The 19,612-nt window shown below is 64.2% G+C and carries 18 protein-coding genes; 15 read left to right on the top strand and 3 right to left on the bottom strand.

Annotated elements, in window-relative coordinates; all coding sequences use genetic code 11:
* Positions 1–8: 8 nt before the first annotated feature.
* Together copC and ACUSIJ_RS16920 are read left to right on the top strand one after the other, a co-directional pair.
* Positions 9–374, top strand: a complete 366-nt coding sequence (gene copC / locus ACUSIJ_RS16925) for a copper homeostasis periplasmic binding protein CopC (protein WP_449309592.1) — start codon at positions 9–11, stop codon at positions 372–374.
* Between the two features lie 30 nt (positions 375–404).
* A complete protein-coding gene (locus tag ACUSIJ_RS16920; RefSeq protein WP_449309591.1) occupies positions 405–2,258 on the top strand; it encodes a CopD family protein in 1,854 nt (617 codons plus the stop codon).
* Positions 2,259–2,353: 95 nt separating this feature from the next.
* Here the strand turns inward: ACUSIJ_RS16920 and ACUSIJ_RS16915 are convergent, their stop codons facing one another.
* Positions 2,354–3,148 (bottom strand): SDR family NAD(P)-dependent oxidoreductase, encoded by a 795-nt coding sequence (locus ACUSIJ_RS16915; RefSeq protein WP_449309590.1) that lies wholly within the window; start codon positions 3,146–3,148, stop codon positions 2,354–2,356.
* Between the two features lie 47 nt (positions 3,149–3,195).
* Positions 3,196–3,972, bottom strand: coding sequence for an IclR family transcriptional regulator (locus ACUSIJ_RS16910; RefSeq protein WP_449309589.1), 777 nt, complete (start codon positions 3,970–3,972; stop codon positions 3,196–3,198).
* Between the two features lie 298 nt (positions 3,973–4,270).
* On the opposite strand from ACUSIJ_RS16910, the gene ACUSIJ_RS16905 reads away from it, so the two are divergent.
* The 7 genes from ACUSIJ_RS16905 to ACUSIJ_RS16875 all read left to right on the top strand — a co-directional run bounded on the left by ACUSIJ_RS16905 (position 4,271) and on the right by ACUSIJ_RS16875 (position 12,151).
* Positions 4,271–5,482, top strand: coding sequence for an amino acid ABC transporter substrate-binding protein (locus ACUSIJ_RS16905; RefSeq protein WP_449309588.1), 1,212 nt, complete (start codon positions 4,271–4,273; stop codon positions 5,480–5,482).
* A 119-nt stretch (positions 5,483–5,601) separates the two neighbouring features.
* A complete protein-coding gene (locus ACUSIJ_RS16900) occupies positions 5,602–6,546 on the top strand; it encodes a branched-chain amino acid ABC transporter permease (protein ID WP_449309587.1) in 945 nt (314 codons plus the stop codon).
* Positions 6,547–6,564: 18 nt separating this feature from the next.
* Positions 6,565–7,449 carry a branched-chain amino acid ABC transporter permease gene (locus tag ACUSIJ_RS16895; RefSeq protein ID WP_449309586.1) on the top strand — a complete coding sequence of 295 codons (885 nt, stop codon included), beginning with the start codon at positions 6,565–6,567 and terminating at the stop codon, positions 7,447–7,449.
* Complete coding sequence (locus ACUSIJ_RS16890) at positions 7,446–8,195, top strand: ABC transporter ATP-binding protein (protein WP_449309585.1); 750 nt, start codon at positions 7,446–7,448, stop codon at positions 8,193–8,195. The genes ACUSIJ_RS16895 and ACUSIJ_RS16890 overlap by 4 nt, the downstream gene beginning before the upstream one ends.
* Before the next feature lie 2 nt (positions 8,196–8,197).
* Positions 8,198–8,965, top strand: coding sequence for an ABC transporter ATP-binding protein (locus tag ACUSIJ_RS16885; protein ID WP_449309584.1), 768 nt, complete (start codon positions 8,198–8,200; stop codon positions 8,963–8,965).
* Positions 8,966–8,973: 8 nt separating this feature from the next.
* A complete protein-coding gene (locus tag ACUSIJ_RS16880) occupies positions 8,974–10,386 on the top strand; it encodes an amidase (protein WP_449309583.1) in 1,413 nt (470 codons plus the stop codon).
* A gap of 40 nt (positions 10,387–10,426) precedes the next feature.
* Positions 10,427–12,151 carry a thiamine pyrophosphate-binding protein gene (locus ACUSIJ_RS16875; RefSeq protein ID WP_449309581.1) on the top strand — a complete coding sequence of 575 codons (1,725 nt, stop codon included), beginning with the start codon at positions 10,427–10,429 and terminating at the stop codon, positions 12,149–12,151.
* A 39-nt stretch (positions 12,152–12,190) separates the two neighbouring features.
* Here the strand turns inward: ACUSIJ_RS16875 and ACUSIJ_RS16870 are convergent, their stop codons facing one another.
* Positions 12,191–12,982: a hypothetical protein gene (locus ACUSIJ_RS16870; protein WP_449309580.1), complete on the bottom strand. Its 792-nt coding sequence runs from the start codon at positions 12,980–12,982 to the stop codon at positions 12,191–12,193.
* A 272-nt stretch (positions 12,983–13,254) separates the two neighbouring features.
* On the opposite strand from ACUSIJ_RS16870, the gene ACUSIJ_RS16865 reads away from it, so the two are divergent.
* From ACUSIJ_RS16865 to ACUSIJ_RS16840, 6 genes are all read left to right on the top strand, one after another.
* Positions 13,255–14,220: a tripartite tricarboxylate transporter substrate binding protein gene (locus ACUSIJ_RS16865; RefSeq protein ID WP_449309579.1), complete on the top strand. Its 966-nt coding sequence runs from the start codon at positions 13,255–13,257 to the stop codon at positions 14,218–14,220.
* Positions 14,221–14,274: 54 nt separating this feature from the next.
* Positions 14,275–14,736 carry a tripartite tricarboxylate transporter TctB family protein gene (locus ACUSIJ_RS16860; protein ID WP_449309578.1) on the top strand — a complete coding sequence of 154 codons (462 nt, stop codon included), beginning with the start codon at positions 14,275–14,277 and terminating at the stop codon, positions 14,734–14,736.
* A gap of 5 nt (positions 14,737–14,741) precedes the next feature.
* A complete protein-coding gene (locus tag ACUSIJ_RS16855; protein WP_449309577.1) occupies positions 14,742–16,238 on the top strand; it encodes a tripartite tricarboxylate transporter permease in 1,497 nt (498 codons plus the stop codon).
* Entirely contained in the window at positions 16,235–17,002 is a 768-nt protein-coding gene (locus ACUSIJ_RS16850; RefSeq protein ID WP_449309576.1) for a FadR/GntR family transcriptional regulator, read from the top strand. The genes ACUSIJ_RS16855 and ACUSIJ_RS16850 overlap by 4 nt, the downstream gene beginning before the upstream one ends.
* A 24-nt stretch (positions 17,003–17,026) precedes the next feature.
* Positions 17,027–18,133, top strand: a complete 1,107-nt coding sequence (locus tag ACUSIJ_RS16845; protein WP_449309575.1) for a mandelate racemase/muconate lactonizing enzyme family protein — start codon at positions 17,027–17,029, stop codon at positions 18,131–18,133.
* A 73-nt stretch (positions 18,134–18,206) separates the two neighbouring features.
* Positions 18,207–19,559, top strand: a complete 1,353-nt coding sequence (locus ACUSIJ_RS16840) for an MmgE/PrpD family protein (protein ID WP_449309574.1) — start codon at positions 18,207–18,209, stop codon at positions 19,557–19,559.
* Positions 19,560–19,612: the final 53 nt, after the last annotated feature.

The following is a 19,612-nucleotide window of genomic DNA, read 5'->3' as shown; positions in this document are numbered from 1 at the left end:
GATCAATCATGAACATCAGTCATCTTCTGGCCGCAGGCACGCTGGCCTCATTCGTTGTCGTGTCGCCTGCCTGGCCCCATGCCCACCTCGACCGCGCGACGCCTGCAGAGCGGGCGCTGGAACTGACGCCCCCGGAAGCGGTGACGCTGACCTTCACCGAGGAGATCGAGGCGAATCTCAGCCGTATCACGCTGACGAACGCCAAGGGCGAAACGGTTGCGACGGGCGCGCCGGAGCATATCGACGGCAACCGCAAGAGCCTGCGCGTCACCCTGCCGCAGCTTGCTCCCGGCATCTACAAGGTCGAGTGGACCGTCACCTCCGTCGATACCCATCGAACCGAGGGCGATTACATCTTCACCGTGGAGCCCTGAACGCGTTTTTCGGCGGAAGGCGCTGGCATCGTGACGTCGCTCGAACTGGCGCTTCTGGCTGTGCGCTTTCTGCATCTTGCGGCTCTGGTCCAGGCAGTGGGCGCGCTCGTCTTCCTGCTGGCGGTGGCGCCGCGCCCAGAGCCTCACCGCCCGCCCGCGGGGGAGGGCGATCCCCTCCGGCGTCTCATCGCGGGAAGCCTCGCGGTGTCGATCGCCGGCGCGCTCCTGTGGCTTATGCTGCAGGCTGTCGCGATGACCGGGGACGGGTGGCGCGGCCTCGGCGCCCCGGGCTCTCATCTCGCCGTCCTGTCGCAGACCCGCTTCGGGCAGGTTTTCGGCTTGCGCCTCCTGCTGCTGCTTGCGGCCGCGGCATTTCTTCGTTCATCCGGAGGAGCGGGCCGATGGCCCGCCGCCCTCCTGCTCGGTGCGGCCCTGCTGCTGCAGCCCTGGCTCGGGCATGGCGCGGCGGCGGAGCGGCTGCTCCTCCCGCTCGCCACGGCTCTGCATGTCCTGGCGGCGAGCGTGTGGCTCGGCGCGCTCCTGCCGCTCTGGCTGACGCTGCGGTCGGCACCGGCATCAGGCGCGCTGGCGGCGCGGCGCTTCTCGCCCGTCGGCATCGCCTGCGTCACGACGATTGCCGCAACCGCCGTCCTGCAATGGCCGATGATCGGCGACGGGCCGCGTTTCATCGGCACGTCCTATGGCCTCGTCGCGGGCGTGAAGACCGTGCTGTTCATCGCGCTGCTTGCCTTCGCGGCCGCCAACCGCTTCGTATTCACGCCGCGCGCGCTCGCCGGAGAGGAGGGGGCGCTGCGGGCGATCAGGGCGAGCGTTCTCGGGGAAACGCTGGTCGGTCTGGCGCTGATCGGCGCGGCGGCGAGCCTTGCCAGCCTGCCGACGGGCGCGCATGAGCAGCCGGTATGGCCTTTCCCCATCCGGCCGGTTTCCGGTCTGTGGGACGACGCCTTCCTGCGTGACAGGATCATCCGCACGCTCACGCCGCTCCTCGGCGCGCTGGTGCTGGTCGCCGCCGCCCTCCTGTGGCGGCGGATGCGCTGGCCGCTCTTCGGCGCGGCGATTGCGGTCTGGTTCTGGATGCCTTCCTTTCCGCTCAAGCCCTATGTCCGCGAGGCTTTCCCGACGACATACCAGCAATGGGCGCGCGCGCGTTCTCCCGCCTCCCTGCAATACGGCGCCGACCTCTTCCTTGCCGAATGCGCGGGTTGCCACGCGGCCGACGCGCGCGGCCGCGGCCCGCTCGCAACCGGCAAGCCCGCATGGCCGCCCGACCTCACCGCGCCGCTCTACCACCGGCAACTCGACGGCGACCTGTTCTGGCGCATCGGCGACGGCATGACGACCAAGGACGGCGCGCCGACGATGCCGGCGTTCCGCGACAGGCTGGACGACGGCGACATATGGACGCTCGTCGATTTCATCCGTGCCCGCGGCAGCGCCCGCAGCCTCGATTCCGACGGCCGCTGGACGGCGCCCACCCGCGCGCCCGCCATGTCCGCGACATGTATGCAGGACGGCCGGACAGTGGATCCTGCCCGTCCCGGCGGCGCGGCGCTCTACGTGGAAACCGTCAGCGGCAAGGATTTGCCCCGGGCCGCCACGGACGGGTGGCCCGACGCGGCAGGGCAGGATGCGGGACCGCAGGCCTGCGCGATTGGCCGGGCCGGCGAGCGGCAGCAATGGCTGTCGGCACTGGCGATCCTGACGGAGACGGACCCGCAGCACCTGCAGGCCGCCGCGGTGCTGATCGACGCCCAGGGCTGGCTGCGGCGCCTGTGGCGCACACCACCCCTGCCGGAGGAACTCGCCGCCGAGGTGCGCAGGGCACGGGAGATACCCGTCGGCACCGGGGAACACCATAATTAGTGTAGTGCGTCGTCGGCTTCACCCCGCTGAAAGGGGACGGGAGGGAACGGGCGGGCATTCGCTGGCTCCGCCGAGGCGACGGGCCGGATTGTTGATCAGCGGCCGGCACAGCTCTTGCCGCCGTCGACCGGCATGCAGATTCCCGTGATGTATTTCGCCTCGTCGGATGCGAGGAAGAGCGCGGCATAGGCCACATCCCAGGCATTGCCCATCCGGCCCATGGGGGAGGCGGCGTTGCGGGCCTTGACCATCTCCTCGACCGAGGCGTACTCGCCCGAGATCTGCTTGTAGATCAGTGGCGTGTCCATGACGCCGGGAAGGACGGCGTTGGCGCGAATGCCCTGAGCCGCATAGTTGACCGCAAGCGCGCGGGTGAAATGGTTGACCCCGGCCTTCGTCGAATAATACGAGAAGTAGGGCAGGCGATTGATCTGGATCGAGGCGAGAGACGAGACGTTCACGATCGCGCCCGCCTGCTGCCTGCACATGACGGGCAAAACATGCTTGCAGGTCAGGAACACGCTCGTCAGGTTGACGTCGAGCGCCGTCTTCCAGTCTTCCTCGCTGAGTTCGACCGGATCGCCCATCTTGGTCACGCCGACATTGTTGTGAAGGATGTCGATGCGTCCGAATTTTTCCATCGTGAAGGCGACGGCAGCCGCCACTTCGTCCGAGCGCGTCACGTCGGCGGCTATGGCCTCGCAATCGGCATTCCGTTCGCGGATCGCGCGGCGCGTCTCCTCGGCTGCGGCAATATCGAGATCGACGGCGACGACCCGTGCGCCTTCATCGGCAAAAAGCGCGGCGGCAGCCTTGCCATTGCCCCAGCCCGGCCCCGAAGACCCGGCTCCGAACACCAGCGCCACCTTGTTTTTCAGACGATCAGCCATTGAAACTACCTTGCGAGAATGGAACGGCGAGAATTGAACGAAATGCGTCAGCGCTCCCGATCGAAGGCGGCGGCAAGTTGTTCCGCTTCCTCCCGGAGCATGCTTGCCAGCTTCAGGGCCCGCTCCCCGTGGATACGGTCGGCGATCGCCGTGACGCTGAGGCTGGCGAAGGGATGTTTTTGCGCGTCGAAGACCGGCACCGCGATCGCGTTGACGCCGGGGATGATCTGCCCTTCGATGAAGGCATAGCCACGTTTGCGGGTGCTGCTGACGAGGGCGCGCAGCTCTTCGCCGGTAAAGCGCGGATAGTCCTTCAGCCACCGCGCGTTCGCGGCGATGATCGCGTCGATCTCCTCCTGCGGGAGAAACGCCAGCAGCGCCAGGCTGCCCGAGCCGACACCCAGGGGTCGGCTCTGCCCGACGTCGAGCGACAGGGTCCTGATGGGGAAGCTGCCCTGTTCGCGGCCGATGCACATCGACCGCAGCCCCTCGCGCACCTGGATGTAGACGGTATCGCCGGTCTCCGCCGCAAGCCGCGCGAGAACCGGCTGGGCGAGCGAGCCGATATCGTGCTGCGAGGCCCTGCGGCTGAGCAGGCCGAGCTTGGCGCCGAGATGATACTGGCGGGTCGCCACGTTCTGGTAGGCAAACCCGACATCCGAAAGGGCCGCGAGAATCCGGTGCGTCGTCGCCTTGCCGAACCCCGATCTCCTGGCGATCTCCGTCAGGGCGCCGCCGTCGGCGCCCATGTCCGCCAGCACGTGCAGCACGGTTGCCGCGCGCGCGATCGATTTGACCGAAGGTCCGTCGCTGTTGTCGTCCATGGGGCCTTCCAAAGTGTTCCAAGTTTCGATGTTTCTTACAGCTATTTTCGATACATGGGAAGAGGCTCCACAATCCGGATACCGTCGTCAGGGGACGACGTTCCGCATGAAATGTCAAGACGACTTTTAAATTTAATAATATAAATCAATAATTTAATCTATAAATGATGAGCCGTCCGCCGCAATGCGGGAGCGCGGGCGGATAAGCGCTTGACAGCTCCGATCATATACGATCATTTATTCCAAATAACAATATCTCAAGTTCCGTATCGTGAAACAAATCGCCAGAGGACAAACGATGAAAAAGCTGCTTACAGGTTTCCTGGTGGCCTCCGCGGTGGGGCTGGCCTCGACGGCGGGCGCGCAGGAGCGCACGTCGATCAAGATCGGCATGACCGTTTCCTCCACCGGCACCTACGCGCTGGCCTCCCAGTCGGGAGAGCGCGGTGTCGGTATCTGGGTGGACGATGTCAATGCGCGGGGCGGCATCGAGCTGGACGGCAAGAAGTATCCGGTCGAGCTGATCAAGCGGGACGACCGCTCCGACAAGCAGATGGTCGCGCGCGTCTACGAGTCGCTGATCAACGACGAGAAGGTCGATGCGCTGATCGCCCCCTTCAGTTCGACGCTCGTCGGCGTCGCCGCGCCGATCGCGGAGAGCGGCGGCAAGTTCATGGTGAGCTGGGCCGGTTCGTCCGACCAGCTCTTCCAGCAGGGCTACAAGAACGTCGTCTCGGCCACGGCCCAGGCTTCGCAGATCCCGGTGACCAGCATCAATTTCGCCAAGGAGCTCGGCGTCAAGAAGCTCGCGATCGGCTTCGTCGACGAGCCGTTCCCGGCCTCGACCGCCGCCTCCGCGCGGGAGATGGCCGAGGATGCGGGCATCGAGGTGGTGCTGTTCGAGAAATATCCGAAGGGTGCCAAGGATTTCGCGCTTCTGCTCCAGAAGGCGCAGGCGGCCGGCGCGGACGGGTTCTATTCGAGCTCCTACGATGCGGACCTGATCAGCATGCTCCGCCAGATGCGTGAATACGAGATCAGTTTCCCCTTCACCTACCTGCTGTACGGCTCCTCGCCGGCGGTGCTGGAAGCGGGCGACGAGAGCCGGTACATCTTCAGCCACACCCAGTTCGATCCGGCGGTGAACTGGAAGGTCACGGACGGTCTCGACACCGAGGCGTTCCTGGCTGCCTACGACCGCCTCTATCCGAGCGCCGCGCATCCCGCCGACTTCCAGACCGCGCTCGCCTACGGCGCGGCGGTCGTTCTGGAAAAGGCGATCGCGACCGCCGGCGCCGTCGATGCGCAGGCGCTGAAGCAGGCCGCCCTCGCCATGAGCGGCAACACGACCGTCGTCAGCGGCGAATTCCGGATCGACGAGACCGGTTTCCAGAACGGCATGACGCCGATCGTGCTGCAGACCCAGCCGGAAGGCCTCAAGATCGTCTCTCCGGGCGCGATTGCCACCGCGGAGCCGGTGTATCCGATTCCGGCCTGGAACCAGCGCTGACATGAGCCGGCTTCGGCCGACCCGGCCGAAGCCTCCTTCGTCTCGCCGACAAGACAACTGCTCACCATGCGCGGCCGGACACGGGCCGCGTGCGGAAAACGATATGAAAAAGGCCGGTCATGTCCTCCGATAAGATAAACGCGATCCGAATACCGGTGTGGCTCGGCCTGCTGCTGGTTGCGGGCCTCGGCCTCGCCGCCCTGCCGCCGGCCGGCTTCAATCTGGCGTTCTGGTTCTATCTCCTGCTCTGGATCACGCTGGCCTCCGGCCTGAACATCATGGCCGGCTTCACGGGATATCTCCCCTTCGGCTACGTCGCCTTCTACGGCGTGGGCGCCTATGCGGCGGCGGTCTGCGTGAAGATGCTCGGCCTGCCCATCGGCATCGGACTTGTGGCGGCCGCTGCGGCCGGCGCCGTGCTCAGCATTCTCTTCGCGCGCACGATGGTGCTTCGCGGGATCTATTTCTCGATCGTGTCCCTCGCACTCGCCGTCATCTGCAGGCTGCTGATCGTCAACCTGCCGGAAAACGTGGCCGGCGGCAGCTACGGCATTCCGATGGGCTTTCCCAATCCCGTCGGCAGCTACTATGCCATGCTGGTGCTGATGCTGGCGACGCTGCTTGCGGTCACCTGGCTGTCGCAATCCCGCCTCGGCATGGCCCTGCGGGCGATCCGCGACGACCCGGACACCGCGCAGGCAATGGGGGTCAATATCGGCAAGGCGCGCTTCAAGGCGTGGATCATGTCGGCCGTGGTCGCCGCGCTGACGGGCGGCATTGAGGCCTGGTACACGTCGATCGTCGATACGGAGACGGCTTTCAATCTGCTCGTGAGCACGAAGGCGATCATCTATGCCGTCGCCGGCGGCCTCGGCACGGTCATCGGCCCCGTCGTCGGCGTCGTCGCCATGCTGATGGTGGACGATCTCATCTGGCAGAATTTCCCGATCCTGAACGTCTTCCTGCTCGGCCTGATCATCGTTCTCCTGATGCTCTTCCTGCCGAACGGCATCGTCGGGACGCTGGTGCGGCGCAAGCCGGCCCTGCGCCGCATTCTGTTCTGAGCGAGGGGAATTGCACCGATGTACACGTTTCTTCTGGTTCAGGCGCTGATTTCCGGGCTCATCCTGGGCGCCATTTACGGCCTGATCGGCTGCAGCCTGACCATCATCTACGGCACGATGCGGGTGGTGAACTTCTCGCACGGCGAATTCGTCATCGGCGGCTGCTACGCGGTCTTCGTCTTCTACGTCGCGACCGGCCTGCATCCGCTTCTGGCCGTGCCGCTCGTCTTCGTCGGCTTCTTCATCCTCGGCATGATCCTCTATTTCCTGCTCATGCCGCGCCTTTCGAAGGCCGATGATCCCGAGCTCGCGTCCTTCCTGAGCTTCTACGGCGTATCGTTGATGGCCGGCGCGGCCCTTCTCTACTTCTTCGGCGCGGACACGCGTTCGCTGAACTATGTCTTCTCGCCCGGTGTCTTCCGGATCTTCGGCCTCATCGTGCCGACCGCGCAGCTGGTGGCGCTGGCCGTGGGCCTCGCCCTGATTGCGGCCTTGACCTGGTTCCTCTACCGGACGATCCACGGCAAGGCGCTGAGGGCGGCGATCATGAACCGCGACGCGATCCAGATCGTCGGCGTGAACATCGATCACCTGTCCGCGCTCGCCTTCGGGCTGGCGATCGGGCTGGCCGCGATCACCGGCGTGCTGCTCGCGCTCGTCTTTCCGGCCTTCGGCCCGTTCTCGGGCATGGATTTCACGCTGATCGGCTTCGTGGTCATCGTGCTCGGCGGGCTCGGTCATCCGGTGGGCGCGATCTTCGGCGGCATCCTGTTCGGCATCGCCGAACAGTTGTCTATCGTCTTCCTCCCGCAGTCCCTCTCGCCCGTCGTCGGATTCGTCATCCTGATCGCCACGATCATGCTGCGTCCCGCGGGCCTGTTCGGAAAGGTGGCGCTGCGATGACGGCCTCGACCGAAACCCCGCAGGATGAGGGCGCCTCGCCGATGCTGGAAGTCACCCATCTGCGCAAGGTCTTCGGCGGCATCACCGCCGTGGACGACATCTCCCTCATGGTGCCGGAAAACGGGATCCTCGGTCTCATCGGCGTGAACGGGTCCGGCAAGACTACGGTGATGAACTGCATCAACGGGATCTATACGCCCACCGCCGGCTCCATCCGGTTCAGGGGACGCGATCTGACCAACCTCAGGCCGCATGAGGTGACCTCGTCCGGCATCGGCCGGACGTTCCAGGTGCCCAGGCTGTTCCACCGGCTGACGCTGACGGAGAACCTGCTGGTGCCGGTGCTGGAGGACGCCCGCAGCGACAGGGAACTCACGGAGAAGGCGAACGGCCTGCTGGCCGACGTCGACCTTTACCGCATTCGCGACAATTATGCCGAGGAGCTGTCCGGCGGCCAGCAGAAGCTGGTCGAGCTGCTGCGGGTGATGATGCTCGATCCGCAGTTGATCCTGCTCGACGAACCTTTCGCCGGTGTTCATCCGACGCTCTGCAAGGTCTTCACCGACCAGATCCTGAAGCTTCGGGAGCAGGGCAAGAGCTTCATCCTCGTGAGCCATGACCTGACGTCCGTGTACCGGATGTCGCAGCATCTGCTCGTCCTGGACCAGGGACGGAAGATCGCCGAGGGCAATGCCGAGGACATCCAGAAACATCCCGAGGTCATCGAGGCATTCCTGGGACGATGACGATGAGAGACAATCAAAGCAGCATCGCCGATGGCGAAGCCATCATGGCCCTGGACAACGTGTCCGTTGCCTATCATGGCGACATCACGATCCTGAACGGCGTGAACCTCCTGGCCCGAAAGGGGCAGGTGACCGGCATCATCGGTCCCAACGGAGCGGGCAAGTCGACGGCGCTCAAGACGCTCTATGGCTTCCTGCGTCCGACGAGCGGCCATATCCGCTTCAAGGGAGAAAGCCTCAACGGCCAGCCGCCCTACACCTTCATCGAGCGGGGGGTGGCCTTCGTGCCGCAGAACCGCAGCCTGTTCGGGGACCTGTCCGTGGAGGACAACCTGCGGCTCGGCTGCTGGGTCTTCCGCAAGGACAGGGCGCGGGTCGCCCGCGTGCTGGATTCGGCCTACGGTCAGTTCCCGATCCTCGGCCAGAAGCGGCACGATGCTGCCGCAAGCCTCAGCGGCGGGCAGCAGCGCTTTCTCGAACTGGCGCGCGCGCTTGCGCTGGAACCCGAGGTCGTGCTGCTGGACGAGCCGACGGCGATGATCGCGCCGCGTTTCTCCCGCGAGATCTATGACTTCATCAAGACCTTGCCGGCCCGGGGCATCAGCGTCGTGCTCGTGGACCAGAACGTGCGCCAGTGCGCGGCGGTGTCTGACTATCTCTATGTCCTGGAGCTCGGGCGCAACCGCGCCGAAGGCGGCCGGGAAATGTTCGAGGGCGAGTCCGCGCTGCAGAAGCTGATCGCCGAGTGGCTGGAATATCGGATCGACTGAGCACCAGAATGTCGAAGCAGGATGATCTCAACGACCGGCCGGTTCATCAGCTCGCCGCCGGTCTGCGTGCGCGGCGGATTTCTCCGGTCGAGCTGATGGACGCATGCCTGGAGCGCATCCGCAAGACGGATGGCAAGCTGCACGCCTTCCTCGACCTCTGGACGGAAGAGGCCATGGCCGGCGCGCAGGCCGCCGAGGCCGCGATCGCAGCCGGCCGCTATCGCGGGCCGCTGCACGGTATTCCGGTCGCACTCAAGGACCTGCTCGAAGTGCAAGGTCATCCGACCACCGCGGGTTCCCGCCAGCTCGCGCACCGCATGTCGGGCGAGACGGCAACCGTCGTGGAGAGGCTGCGCGAGGCCGGCGCGATCGTCGTCGGCAAGCTGCACATGGTCGAATTCGCGTTCGGCGGCTGGGGTTCCAATGCCCATTTCGGCGCGCCGTGGAATCCGTGGGATCTCGACGTCCATCGTTCTCCCGGAGGCTCGTCGAGCGGGGCGGCTGTGGCGGTGGCCGCCGGCATGGTTCCCGTTGCGATCGGATCGGATACCGGCGGCTCCATTCGCAGTCCTTCCGCCATCAACGGCATCGTCGGGCTCAAGCCCACCGTGTCGAACGTCTCGACCCACGCCGTCTTTCCCTTGAGCCAGACGCTCGACTCCATCGGGCCGATGACCCGGAGCGTCGAGGACGCAGCCCTCGTCTTCTCGGCCATCGCGGGACGCGACGACAAGGATGCGGGCACATTCGACGGTCGTCCACCGGATGTGTCGACCGCCCTGAAACAGCCGCTCGACGGGCTGCGGCTGGGCTATGTCGAGGAGGTCCAGCTTCCCGCAGTAGCGGGAGAGGTCCTGGATTGCTTCCATGCGGCGCTCGACGTGTTGCGCAAGGCGGGTGCGACAGTGGAGCCCGTGCGGCTGCCGCGCAATCCAGTTGCCTATTGTGTCGGCGCTTCGCATATCATCCGCACCGAGGGCTATGCCAATCTGGCGGAGATCGTCGCGGACCCGGTCGGACTTTTCGATCCCTTCGTGCGGGAGCGCATCATGGCGGGCGGGAAGGGATCGGCGTCCGACTATGCGCGCCGCCTGATCGAGCGGCGCGGCGACATGTCGGCCTTCCATCACGCTGTGGACGGCTTCGACGGCGTCCTGTTGCCGACCATCCCGGTCACGTCGCCGCCGATGTCCGCCATCGACGAATACAACATGCCCCTGTCGGACCTGACGCGCTTCGTCAACTATCTCGGCCTCTGCGCACTCGCGGTACCGGCGGGCTTCGACGCCGGGGGCATGCCGGTGTCGCTGCAGATCGTGGGGCGAGCGCATGCGGAAGACCTGATCCTGCGCGTTGGCTGGACCTTCGAGCAGGAAGCCGGCTGGTCGGCCCGCAGGCCGGATCTGTCGCGCCTGCTCTAGCGGCTGCTAGGGACCATGGACAACACCTGAGGAGATGCAGATGTCTATCGAACTGACCGGGGGTGAGGCCCTCGCGCGGATGATCAAGCTTTACGATCCGGGGCCGATGTTCGGCATGGGCGGCTTCCAGCTGCTGCCCTTCTACGACGCCGCCCGCCGTCTCGGCTTGCCGCACCACCTGATCAACGACGAGCGGGCGGGCATCTTCGCCGCCGACGCCTATGCGAAGATCTCCTCCCGCGTCGGCCTTGCGGACGCTACCCTCGGCCCCGGTGCGACGAATCTCGTGACCGGCCTCGTCGAGGCGCTGAATGCCGGCACGCCGATGGTTGTCCTGGTCGGGGATTCCCATCGTGACCATTCCTGGAAGAACATGACCCAGGAAAGCCGGCAGATGGAAATCCTGCGGCCGGCGGTGAAGGAATTGCTGCGCGTCGAGGTCATCCATCGCATTCCGGAGCTGGTCCGCCGTGCGTTCGCCGTCGCGACCTCGGGCCGTCCGGGTCCTGTCGTCATCGACGTGCCGGAGGACATCTCCCACGGTACATATGCGTTCGAGGAGAGCGACTTCTATGCCGTTCCGGCCCACCAGTCCGTTCCGGCTATCCGCTGCCGCCCGGACGGCGAAGACCTCAGGTCCGCCGCCGCCCTCATAGCGGCGGCGAAACGCCCCATGGTGCTCGCGGGCGGCGGCGTGCACCTGAGCGACGCGGCCGATGTACTCCAGGCTTTCGCGGATCGACTCAACCTGCCGGTCGCGCACACGCTGACGGGCAAGGGCGCGATCGCCTGCTCCAGCCCGTTGAGCGCCGGCCTCTTCGGCCGCTATGACCGCATCGCCAACAAGCTGATCGACGAGGCGGACCTGATCCTCGTGATCGGGTGCAAGCTGGGCGAGATCGCCACCAAGCGCTATACCCTGCCGCCGGCGGGTTCGAGGATCATCCATCTCGATCTCCTGCCGGAGGAGTTCGGCCGCACCACCCGGTGCGATATCGCGCTGTGGGGCGATGTCCGGGCGACGATCGAGGAACTGTCGGACATGCTTTCCGCCCAGGCACCGGCTATCCGCGAACGCCAGCAAGGCTACGCTCAGGATATCGTCAGCCGCATGCAGGCGTGGCGAGCGGAGGTCGGGCCGCGCCTCGCCTCCGACGAGACGCCCGTGAGCATGGCGCGCCTGCTGACCGAGATCAACAAGGTCATGCCCGAGGACGGCATCCTGATCGCCGATGGAGGCTTTGCCGCGCACTGGGGCGGGTTGCTCTACGACACCAAGAAGCCGGGCCGCGGATTCGTGCCGGATCGCGGTTTTGCCTCGATCGGCTACGGCCTGCCGGCCGCCATCGGCGCGAGGGCGGCATCCGGCGACCGGGCGATCGTCAGCATCACCGGTGACGGTGGCTTCAACATGATGCTCGGCGAGATGGAAACAGCCCGGCGCATGGGCTACGGCTTCACCATCGTCGTCGTCAACAACGCGGCTTCCGGCTACGTCAAGGCGCTGCAGCACCTGATGTACGGCTCCGAGGGCTATCACGCCTCCGATCTCGTCGAATGCAACTATGCCAGGATCGCCGAAGCCATGGGTGTCAGGGGCATCCGGGTCGAGCGGCCGGAAGAACTGCCGGCGGCGCTGGCGGAAGCGCTGGCGTGCAGGCAGCCGGTGGTGCTCGACGTCGTCGTGACCCGCGATCCGGCGAAGATGCTGCCCGGCGTCGACAACCGGACGGCCAAGGTCGAGAAAGGCGACCGCATCGCCTGATACGTCCTGCCGCCCGTCGCGCTCGCAGCGGGCGATGTCCTATGAGCGGGCCCACTTCTGCAGGAGCTCCCGCAGCGGGGCGCCGGGCTCGGCGCCGTTGCGGCGTGCGAGTTCATTGGCGAACGAAATGATTCCGTCCTCGTAGATCGATCCGGCATCGCCGATGCGCGCCGATCCAGCCGCAACCGTCACGGCTGCGATCCCGCGCCGGTCGAGAGCCGGCAGGCGCGTGATGCCCGCCTCGTCGGCGCCAATGCCGGCATCGTGGAAGACGGCGGCGAAGGCATCGACCTGCAGGGTCAAGGCCGGGTTCCCGCCGACGAGACCGCCGTGCGATCCCGTCACCACGATCTGTCCCTTGTCTTCCGGCCGCACGAGGCTTGCCGAGTCGATCAGCACGATCGCGCGCGTTCCGGATGCATCGCCGAGCCTGCGGGATTCCGAGATCGGTGCCGGCGTCGCTGCCGCCGTCGTTGCGGCGGTCATCTTCTGCGCCGCCGTTGCGCAGCTCTCGTCAGGGACAACGCCGAGCTCGAGGGCGATCGCGTTGGCGTGGCTGATGCGGCCGCGCTGCATCATGTCGGAAACGTCGCCGATCCGGCAGCTCATGTTGGAGACCGTCGCAGCCGGTATTCCGAGCTTCTCCAGATATGCGAGCGAGGCGATGCCGGCATTGTCCTTGCCGTTGCCGGCATCGTTGAAGATGGCGCCGGTGACGGCGGCCCTGGCGACCAGATAGGCAGGATAGAGGCCGCCATGAGAGCCGCAGACGACGACGCTGCCCCGCACGTCGTCCGGAAGCTTTGTCGCGGAATTCGCAAGAGAGATCATCCGGAGGCTCCGTTGGTCAACCACATGGATGCCTGAGGCAATACCGCAAAGTATGGTCGCTTGTAACCCCTTGCATGGTTCTCGGCCCTTGGAAATGTGCGGTTTTCGGGGTTCCAGGTTCGGTTGGCGGCGGATCGGCTGTGGGCTGCCTTTTTCATGCGACACGAAAACGCCTGTTGACAGCTCCACATCCATCCGATTGAATGGTCTGACCACCTGATGGCATGTCCTTAAAAACAACGAGCATGGTGGGTGGCCCAGGGGAGGAGAACATGAGATGGATAATTGGGGCGGCGTTGGCCGCGGCGTTTGCCATTGTGGCAACTCCCTCCGTCGCGGAGGACAAAATCCCGGCCCTTTCCACGTCGAAGCCGGTGAGCATCATTCTGGGCAGCGGCCCGGGAAGTGGTCCGGACAATATGGCCCGGACTTATGTTCAGATCGCCGCCAAATACACCGACCAGCCCTTTGTCATTGAGAACCGTCCCGGCAGCAGCGGGCTTGTGGCGGTCAATCATCTGCTCCGCCAACGTCCTGACGGTATGTCTCTGCTGGTCTTTACACGATCATTCGCCATCAACCATCTGACGCTTCCGGACGTCGAGAGCCCGCTCGACAAGCTCCACTATGTCGGCGTTGCCATGTTCGCGCCTCTGGTCGCCTTCACCTACGCCGACGGAAGCCCCTATCAGGATGGTGCCGCGATGCTGGCCGAATGCGAGGCCAAGCCGGGTCAGAAATGGGCTGCGGCCTTCGTCGCAAGTCTCGATTGGCTGATGGTGCAGATCATCTGGAAAGAGACCGGCTGCAAGGGCGAATACATTCCGTTTGACGATGGAGCCGCTCTCGCTGCGGCGGTGATGGGCAAGCATGTCGCGATCGGGGTAGGGGACATGGGCGACATCGTCAGTCGTGCCGGGCGCCTCAAGCCCCTCCTCATCGCAACGGATGAACGCGATCCCCGTCTTCCCGATGTCCCGACGCTCAAAGAGCTCGGCTGGAACATCGTGCAGGAGAACCATCGTGGCCTCGTCAGCCTCAAGGATATCCCGGAGGAAGCGAAGGAGTTCCACGGCAAGGTCTTCCAGAAGGTCATCGCCGATCCCGATTGGGCAAAGTTCATCGACAGCCAGAAAGCCCGCATCGGCGGCATGGATGGCGCCGACATGGAAAAGCTGGAGCATGAGAGCGAGGAGCTCGGCAAGTTCATCTTCGCGGAGAGCGGTCTGTTGAAATGAGCATACCCTGCACCGGCTCAAAACCGGCGCAGGGCCAGCAATACCCGGGAGAGCATGATGAACGCCACTCTGTTCAGAAAGCCGGACTTCTGGTTCGGAGCAATCGGGATCTGTCTGTCCAGTTTTCTTTTCGCGCAGACCCGCAATCTGTCCGCTGGTGCGGTCAGTGACGCCGTGGGTTCTGCATTTTTTCCGCGTCTTCTGATCGGCCTTCTCTTCGTTCTCTGTGTGCTGCTCATCATTCGCGCACGCAACGCCGTCCATATGGATGTCGAGCATGGATCCATGGGGCGGGCGCTCGTGACCGTCCTGCTCATTGCCGTCTACTGCCTCGCGATGCCCTATGCCGGCTATTACCCGAGCACGATCGTTCTCCTCGCCGGCATCCTGTGGATCGCTGGAATGCGCAGGCTGACATCGATCGCATTTGTCGTCGCGGTTCTTGTCGCTTTCCAGTTCTTCGTCTTCGACAGGCTGTTCGGCGTTCTGTTTCCCACTTCGAGCCTGATCGGGTGATCGCGATGGAACTTATCTCAAATCTTGCAATCGGCGTTCAGGCGCTCGCCGGCTGGGAGCCCCTGCTCGCGGTAGTGGCCGGCATCATCCTCGGAATCGCCGTCGGCGTTCTGCCGGGTCTTTCGGCTTCGACCGGCGTTGCGCTGCTGCTGCCTTTCACTTGGTTTCTCGATCCCGCGATCGCCCTCATCCTTCTTGGATCGATCTACACCGCAGCCGAATATGGTGGCGCGATCACTGCGATCGCGATCAATACGCCGGGCGAACCGTCTTCGATGGTGACCGCACTCGACGGTTATCCGATGACGAAGCAGGGGCGCATGCACGAGGCGCTCAGCATTGCCCTCGTGACTTCGGTCATCGGTGGTCTTATTGGCACGGTCGTCCTTATCCTGTTTGCCCCGTCACTGGCAGAGGTCGCGCTGACGTTCGGCCCGGCCGAATATGTCGCGCTGGGTGTACTCGGCCTCACGCTGGCCGCTTCGCTGAGCACGGGCGACTACATCAAGGGGGCGATCACAACCGTCCTTGGCCTGTTGCTGACCACGGTTGGTCAGGATCCCATCACCGGCAGCCTTCGTTTCACGTTCGGCAGCACCGAGTTGATCGAGGGCATTGATCTCATACCCGCGATCATTGGCCTTTTCGCTGCCTCGGAGGTGTTCGCAGAAATCGGCGTCAAGGACAGCGAGGGCAACAAAGCCAAGGTGAAGCAGGAAAAGAAGCGGATGCGCCTGGCCGACTACTGGGCACTGCGCCGCACCACATTGGTCGGAAGCTTCTTCGGCGTCCTGATCGGCATCTTTCCGGGAGCCGGAACGACGATCTCCTCACTCGTAAGCTATGCCGAGGCAAGGCGCTACTCGAAGAAACCGGAAGATTTCGGCAAGGGATCTCCGGAGGGCGTTGCGGCCTCCGAGTCCGCGAACAATGCCTGCGTCGGCGGCGCCCTCGTTCCGATGCTCACCCTCGGCATTCCCGGGTCCGGAACCACCGCGGTCATGCTCAGCGCCCTGATCATGCACGGCCTGCAGCCGGGTCCCGAACTTTTCGTGCAGAACCAGGCCCTCGTCTACGGCCTGTTCGCCTCGCTCATTCTGGCGAACATTGTGATGCTCGGCATCGGGGCGGCGGGAATCAATCTCTGGCTTGCCGTGATGCGCCTGCCGAAATCGGCCCTGATGGCCATGATCATCTCGCTGTGCATCGTCGGAGCATACGGCGTGAACAACTCCATGACCGATGTTTATCAGATGCTCGCGTTCGGCGTCGTCGGCTTCTTGCTGAAGCGCTACGGCTATCCCGTGGCAACCGTCGTTCTGGGACTTGTCCTCGGCTTCATGATCGAGACGAACCTGCGCCGGACGGTCCTTCTCGGCGGGTGGGAGAGCTTCGTCAATCAACCCATCGCGCTTGTTCTGCTTCTCATCGCGTTCGCCTCGGTGTTCTTCGTCGTCCTGAAGGAATTCAGGTCGAAGCGGAACACATCGATCACGGCGTGACACGCATCAACGGAAGGATTCGAACCGTGTCTTCTGAAGACAGCATTTCTCGGAACAGCGATGCCGACGCCGCCCAGCCGAGATATCGTCCGGTCACCCGGCAGCTCGTTCCCGACGCGATCGCCAGCCAGCTTCAGGAGCTGATTGCGAAGAACAGCCTCAAGGCCGGCGACCGCATCGCATCCGAGCGGGATCTCGCGCTCGAACTCAAAGTCAGCCGTTCCGCCGTGCGCGAAGCGGTCAAGATGATGGTCAGTCTCGGTATTCTGGAAGTTCGACAAGGCGCCGGAACCTTCGTCTGCGAGCCGCAACACCGTCCGCTTATGGATCTCTCACAACTCGAAAGCGCCGAGCGGCGGCGCGCGCTCCTTCAAGTGACCGAGGTCCGACGGCTCATCGACATCGAGGCGGCGCGGCAGGCCGCTCTTGTCGCGACGCCGGAAGATCTCATTAAGATCGAGAACTACCTGCACGCGAGCGAAGCGGAACCGCTGCGGACAAAGCGCAAGTACAACATGGATCTCGGATTCGAGCAGGCGATCGGAGAAGCGACCCGCAACCCCTACCTGATCGAGATCCAGCGCAGCGCCCATGCCATGTTCGAAGCCGCTTGGAAAAGCGGCGGCTTCATTCCGCGCGCCGCTGCGGAACGCAACAGGCAGCACAAGGCCATATTCGAGGCGATCCGCAGCCGAAACGCCGACCATGCCGCAGAAGTCATGGCCCGCCATTTCGATCTTGGTATCCAGCCGATCCGTGCGTGACGTTCAACCTTGAAAGCAACGACGATGAAAATCACGAAAGTCGAGACAATCCCGCTGCAGATGCCGCTGCCGAAAACATTCTATGGCAGCTATTACTTCATGACACATCGCTGCACCATCATCACACGCATCTATACGGACGAAGGTATCGTCGGCGAGTGCTATACCGGAGACGAGTTCGAGACGCAGGGCGAGGTTCTCAAGATCATCCATGAAGAGATCTCCCCGCGGATTATCGGCATGGATGTTTTCAACACCGAAGGCATCTGGAAGAACACGATCGGGCCGACCTACAACATCCTGAGAGACCGCAAGCTCGGCACGAATGCGCAGGCCTGCGTGGACGCTGCGGTTCAGGATGCGTTCGGCAAGGCCCTCGGCCAGCCGCTTTACAAGCTCTGGGGCGGCTATCGTGACAGGCTGCCGGTCGTTGCCATCGCAGGCTATTACGAAGAAGGCAAGAAGCTCGCGGATTTCGGCACGGAGATGGAGGAGCTGAAGGCAAGCGGATTGGGCGGCTGCAAGTTCAAGGTCGGCGGCCGCAGCCCCGAGGAAGACGCGGAACGCGTCCGCACGGCACGACAAGCAGCCGGCCCGGATTTCATCCTGACCGTCGATGCCAATCAGGGATACGATCAGCGGGACGCGATCAGGTTCGGGCAGCTCGTCGCCGACCTGAACATACGCTGGTTCGAGGAGCCGTGCCGCTGGTACAATGATCGTTCGTCCATGGCTCTCGTGCGCGCGGTGACCGGCGTTCCCGTTGCGGCCGGGCAGAGTGAGTATCACCGCGGCGGCTGCCGCGATCTCTTCAACGACCGGTCGATCGACGTGTGCAATTTCGATTCGAGCTGGGGCGGCGGCCCGACCGAATGGCGGCGTGTCGCCGCGATGGCGATGTCCTATGAGATCGAGATGGGACACCACGAAGAGCCGCAGGTCTCCGCGCATCTCCTTGCTTCGATCCCGCACGGCACGATGATGGAGGTGTTCCATCCGGATCGTGATCCTTTGTTCTACTCCCTGGTCGAGAACAGGAATTCCTTCGAGAATGGCACGTACAAGGTCCCGGAGGGGCCCGGCTGGGGTCTGAAGCTCGATGAAAAGGTGATCGCCAAATATCGCGTCTGACATCCAAGTATATCGTCTAACGCAGAAGTATAGCGTCTGACGTCCTCGTCATGACGATTTGAGGAGTTCCGTAATGATCAGGAAAGACGTGACGCGCGCCCTCGCGGAATGGATCGTGGCGCAGCACGATGCCGATCTTCCTGCGGACGTCGAGAAGGAGGCGACGCGCACCTATCTCAACTGGTTCGGTTGCGCGATCGGCGGGGCGCGCCATGAGACGGTCGAGGTCGCGCTGCGGGCGATAGAGCCGTTCGTAGGCCCGCGAACGACGGCCGTCCTCGGCCGCAGGGAGAAGGTCGATATGCCGAATGCCGCTTTCCTCAACGGCATAAGCTGTCACGTCCTCGACTACGACGATACGTATCTGCAATCGATGATCCACCCGGGCGGGCCGGCGGCATCGGCGCTCGCCGCTCTGGCGGAGACATATCCGGTTTCCGGGCGCGAGCTTTTGCATGCACTTGCAATCGGCGTGGAAGTGACTTGCCGTATCGCCAATTGTGTCTATCCGGATCATTACGACCGCGGCTGGCATCTCACCGGCACGGCCGGAGTGATCGGCACCGCCGCGGGAGCCGGCTATCTGCTCAATCTGAACACACGGCAAATGGTCTGGGCACTTGGCATCGCTGCGACGCAGGCGTCGGGCCTTCGTGAAATGTTCGGTACGATGTGCAAGAGCTTTCATGCCGGCCGCGCCGCCCAGAACGGCATGACGGCCGCGCTCTTCGCACAAGCCGGCTTCGATTCGTCCGAGCGCGCGCTCGAAGCGCCACGCGGCTTTGCGAATGTTCTTTCGACGAAGCAGGATTACGCCGAAATACTGGAGGATCTCGGAACACGTTGGGAGGCACGCTACAATACATACAAACCTTATGCTTGCGGCATCGTCATCCACCCCGTCATCGATGGATGCCAACAACTTCGCGCCGAGCTTGGCGACGTGGCCATGCAGGATATCGAACGCGTGGAATTGCGCGTTCATCCGCTCGTGCACGAACTGACCGGCAAGCCGGAGCCGACGACGGAACTCGAAACCAAGTTCAGTGTCTACCATGCGGCGGCCTGCGCGCTGCTCCGGGGCGATGGATCGCCGACGGCGTTTACGGATGAGGCGGCGAACGATGCGGCGCTTGTCGCGCTTCGTCGGCGCGTCGTCCTGGATCTCGACCAAACGTGCCACGAGGCCTCGGCCGGCATCCGGCTGACGCTCCGTGATGGCCGTGTGATCGAGAAATTCGTGGAACGGACGATCGGCAGTCGTGACCGGCCGCTGAGCGATGCCGAACTCGATGCCAAGTTCCACGGTCAAGTCGGCCCTCTCATCGGCGCGGCCAGGGGGCGTTCCATTGCCTCGCAAATCCGGGACCTCTCGGTAACGGAGGACGCCGGAAGCCTGACGAGGAATCTGATTGGCGGCAGATAAGGCGCAACATCGGCTCCGACGCCGCGTTTCGGCCGATTCTCGGCGGCTCCGGG

It is taken from the genome of Pseudochelatococcus sp. B33 (assembly GCF_053570585.1).
Note: the sequence above shows the minus strand (reverse complement) of the source record. Positions and strands in the feature narration are given on the sequence as shown.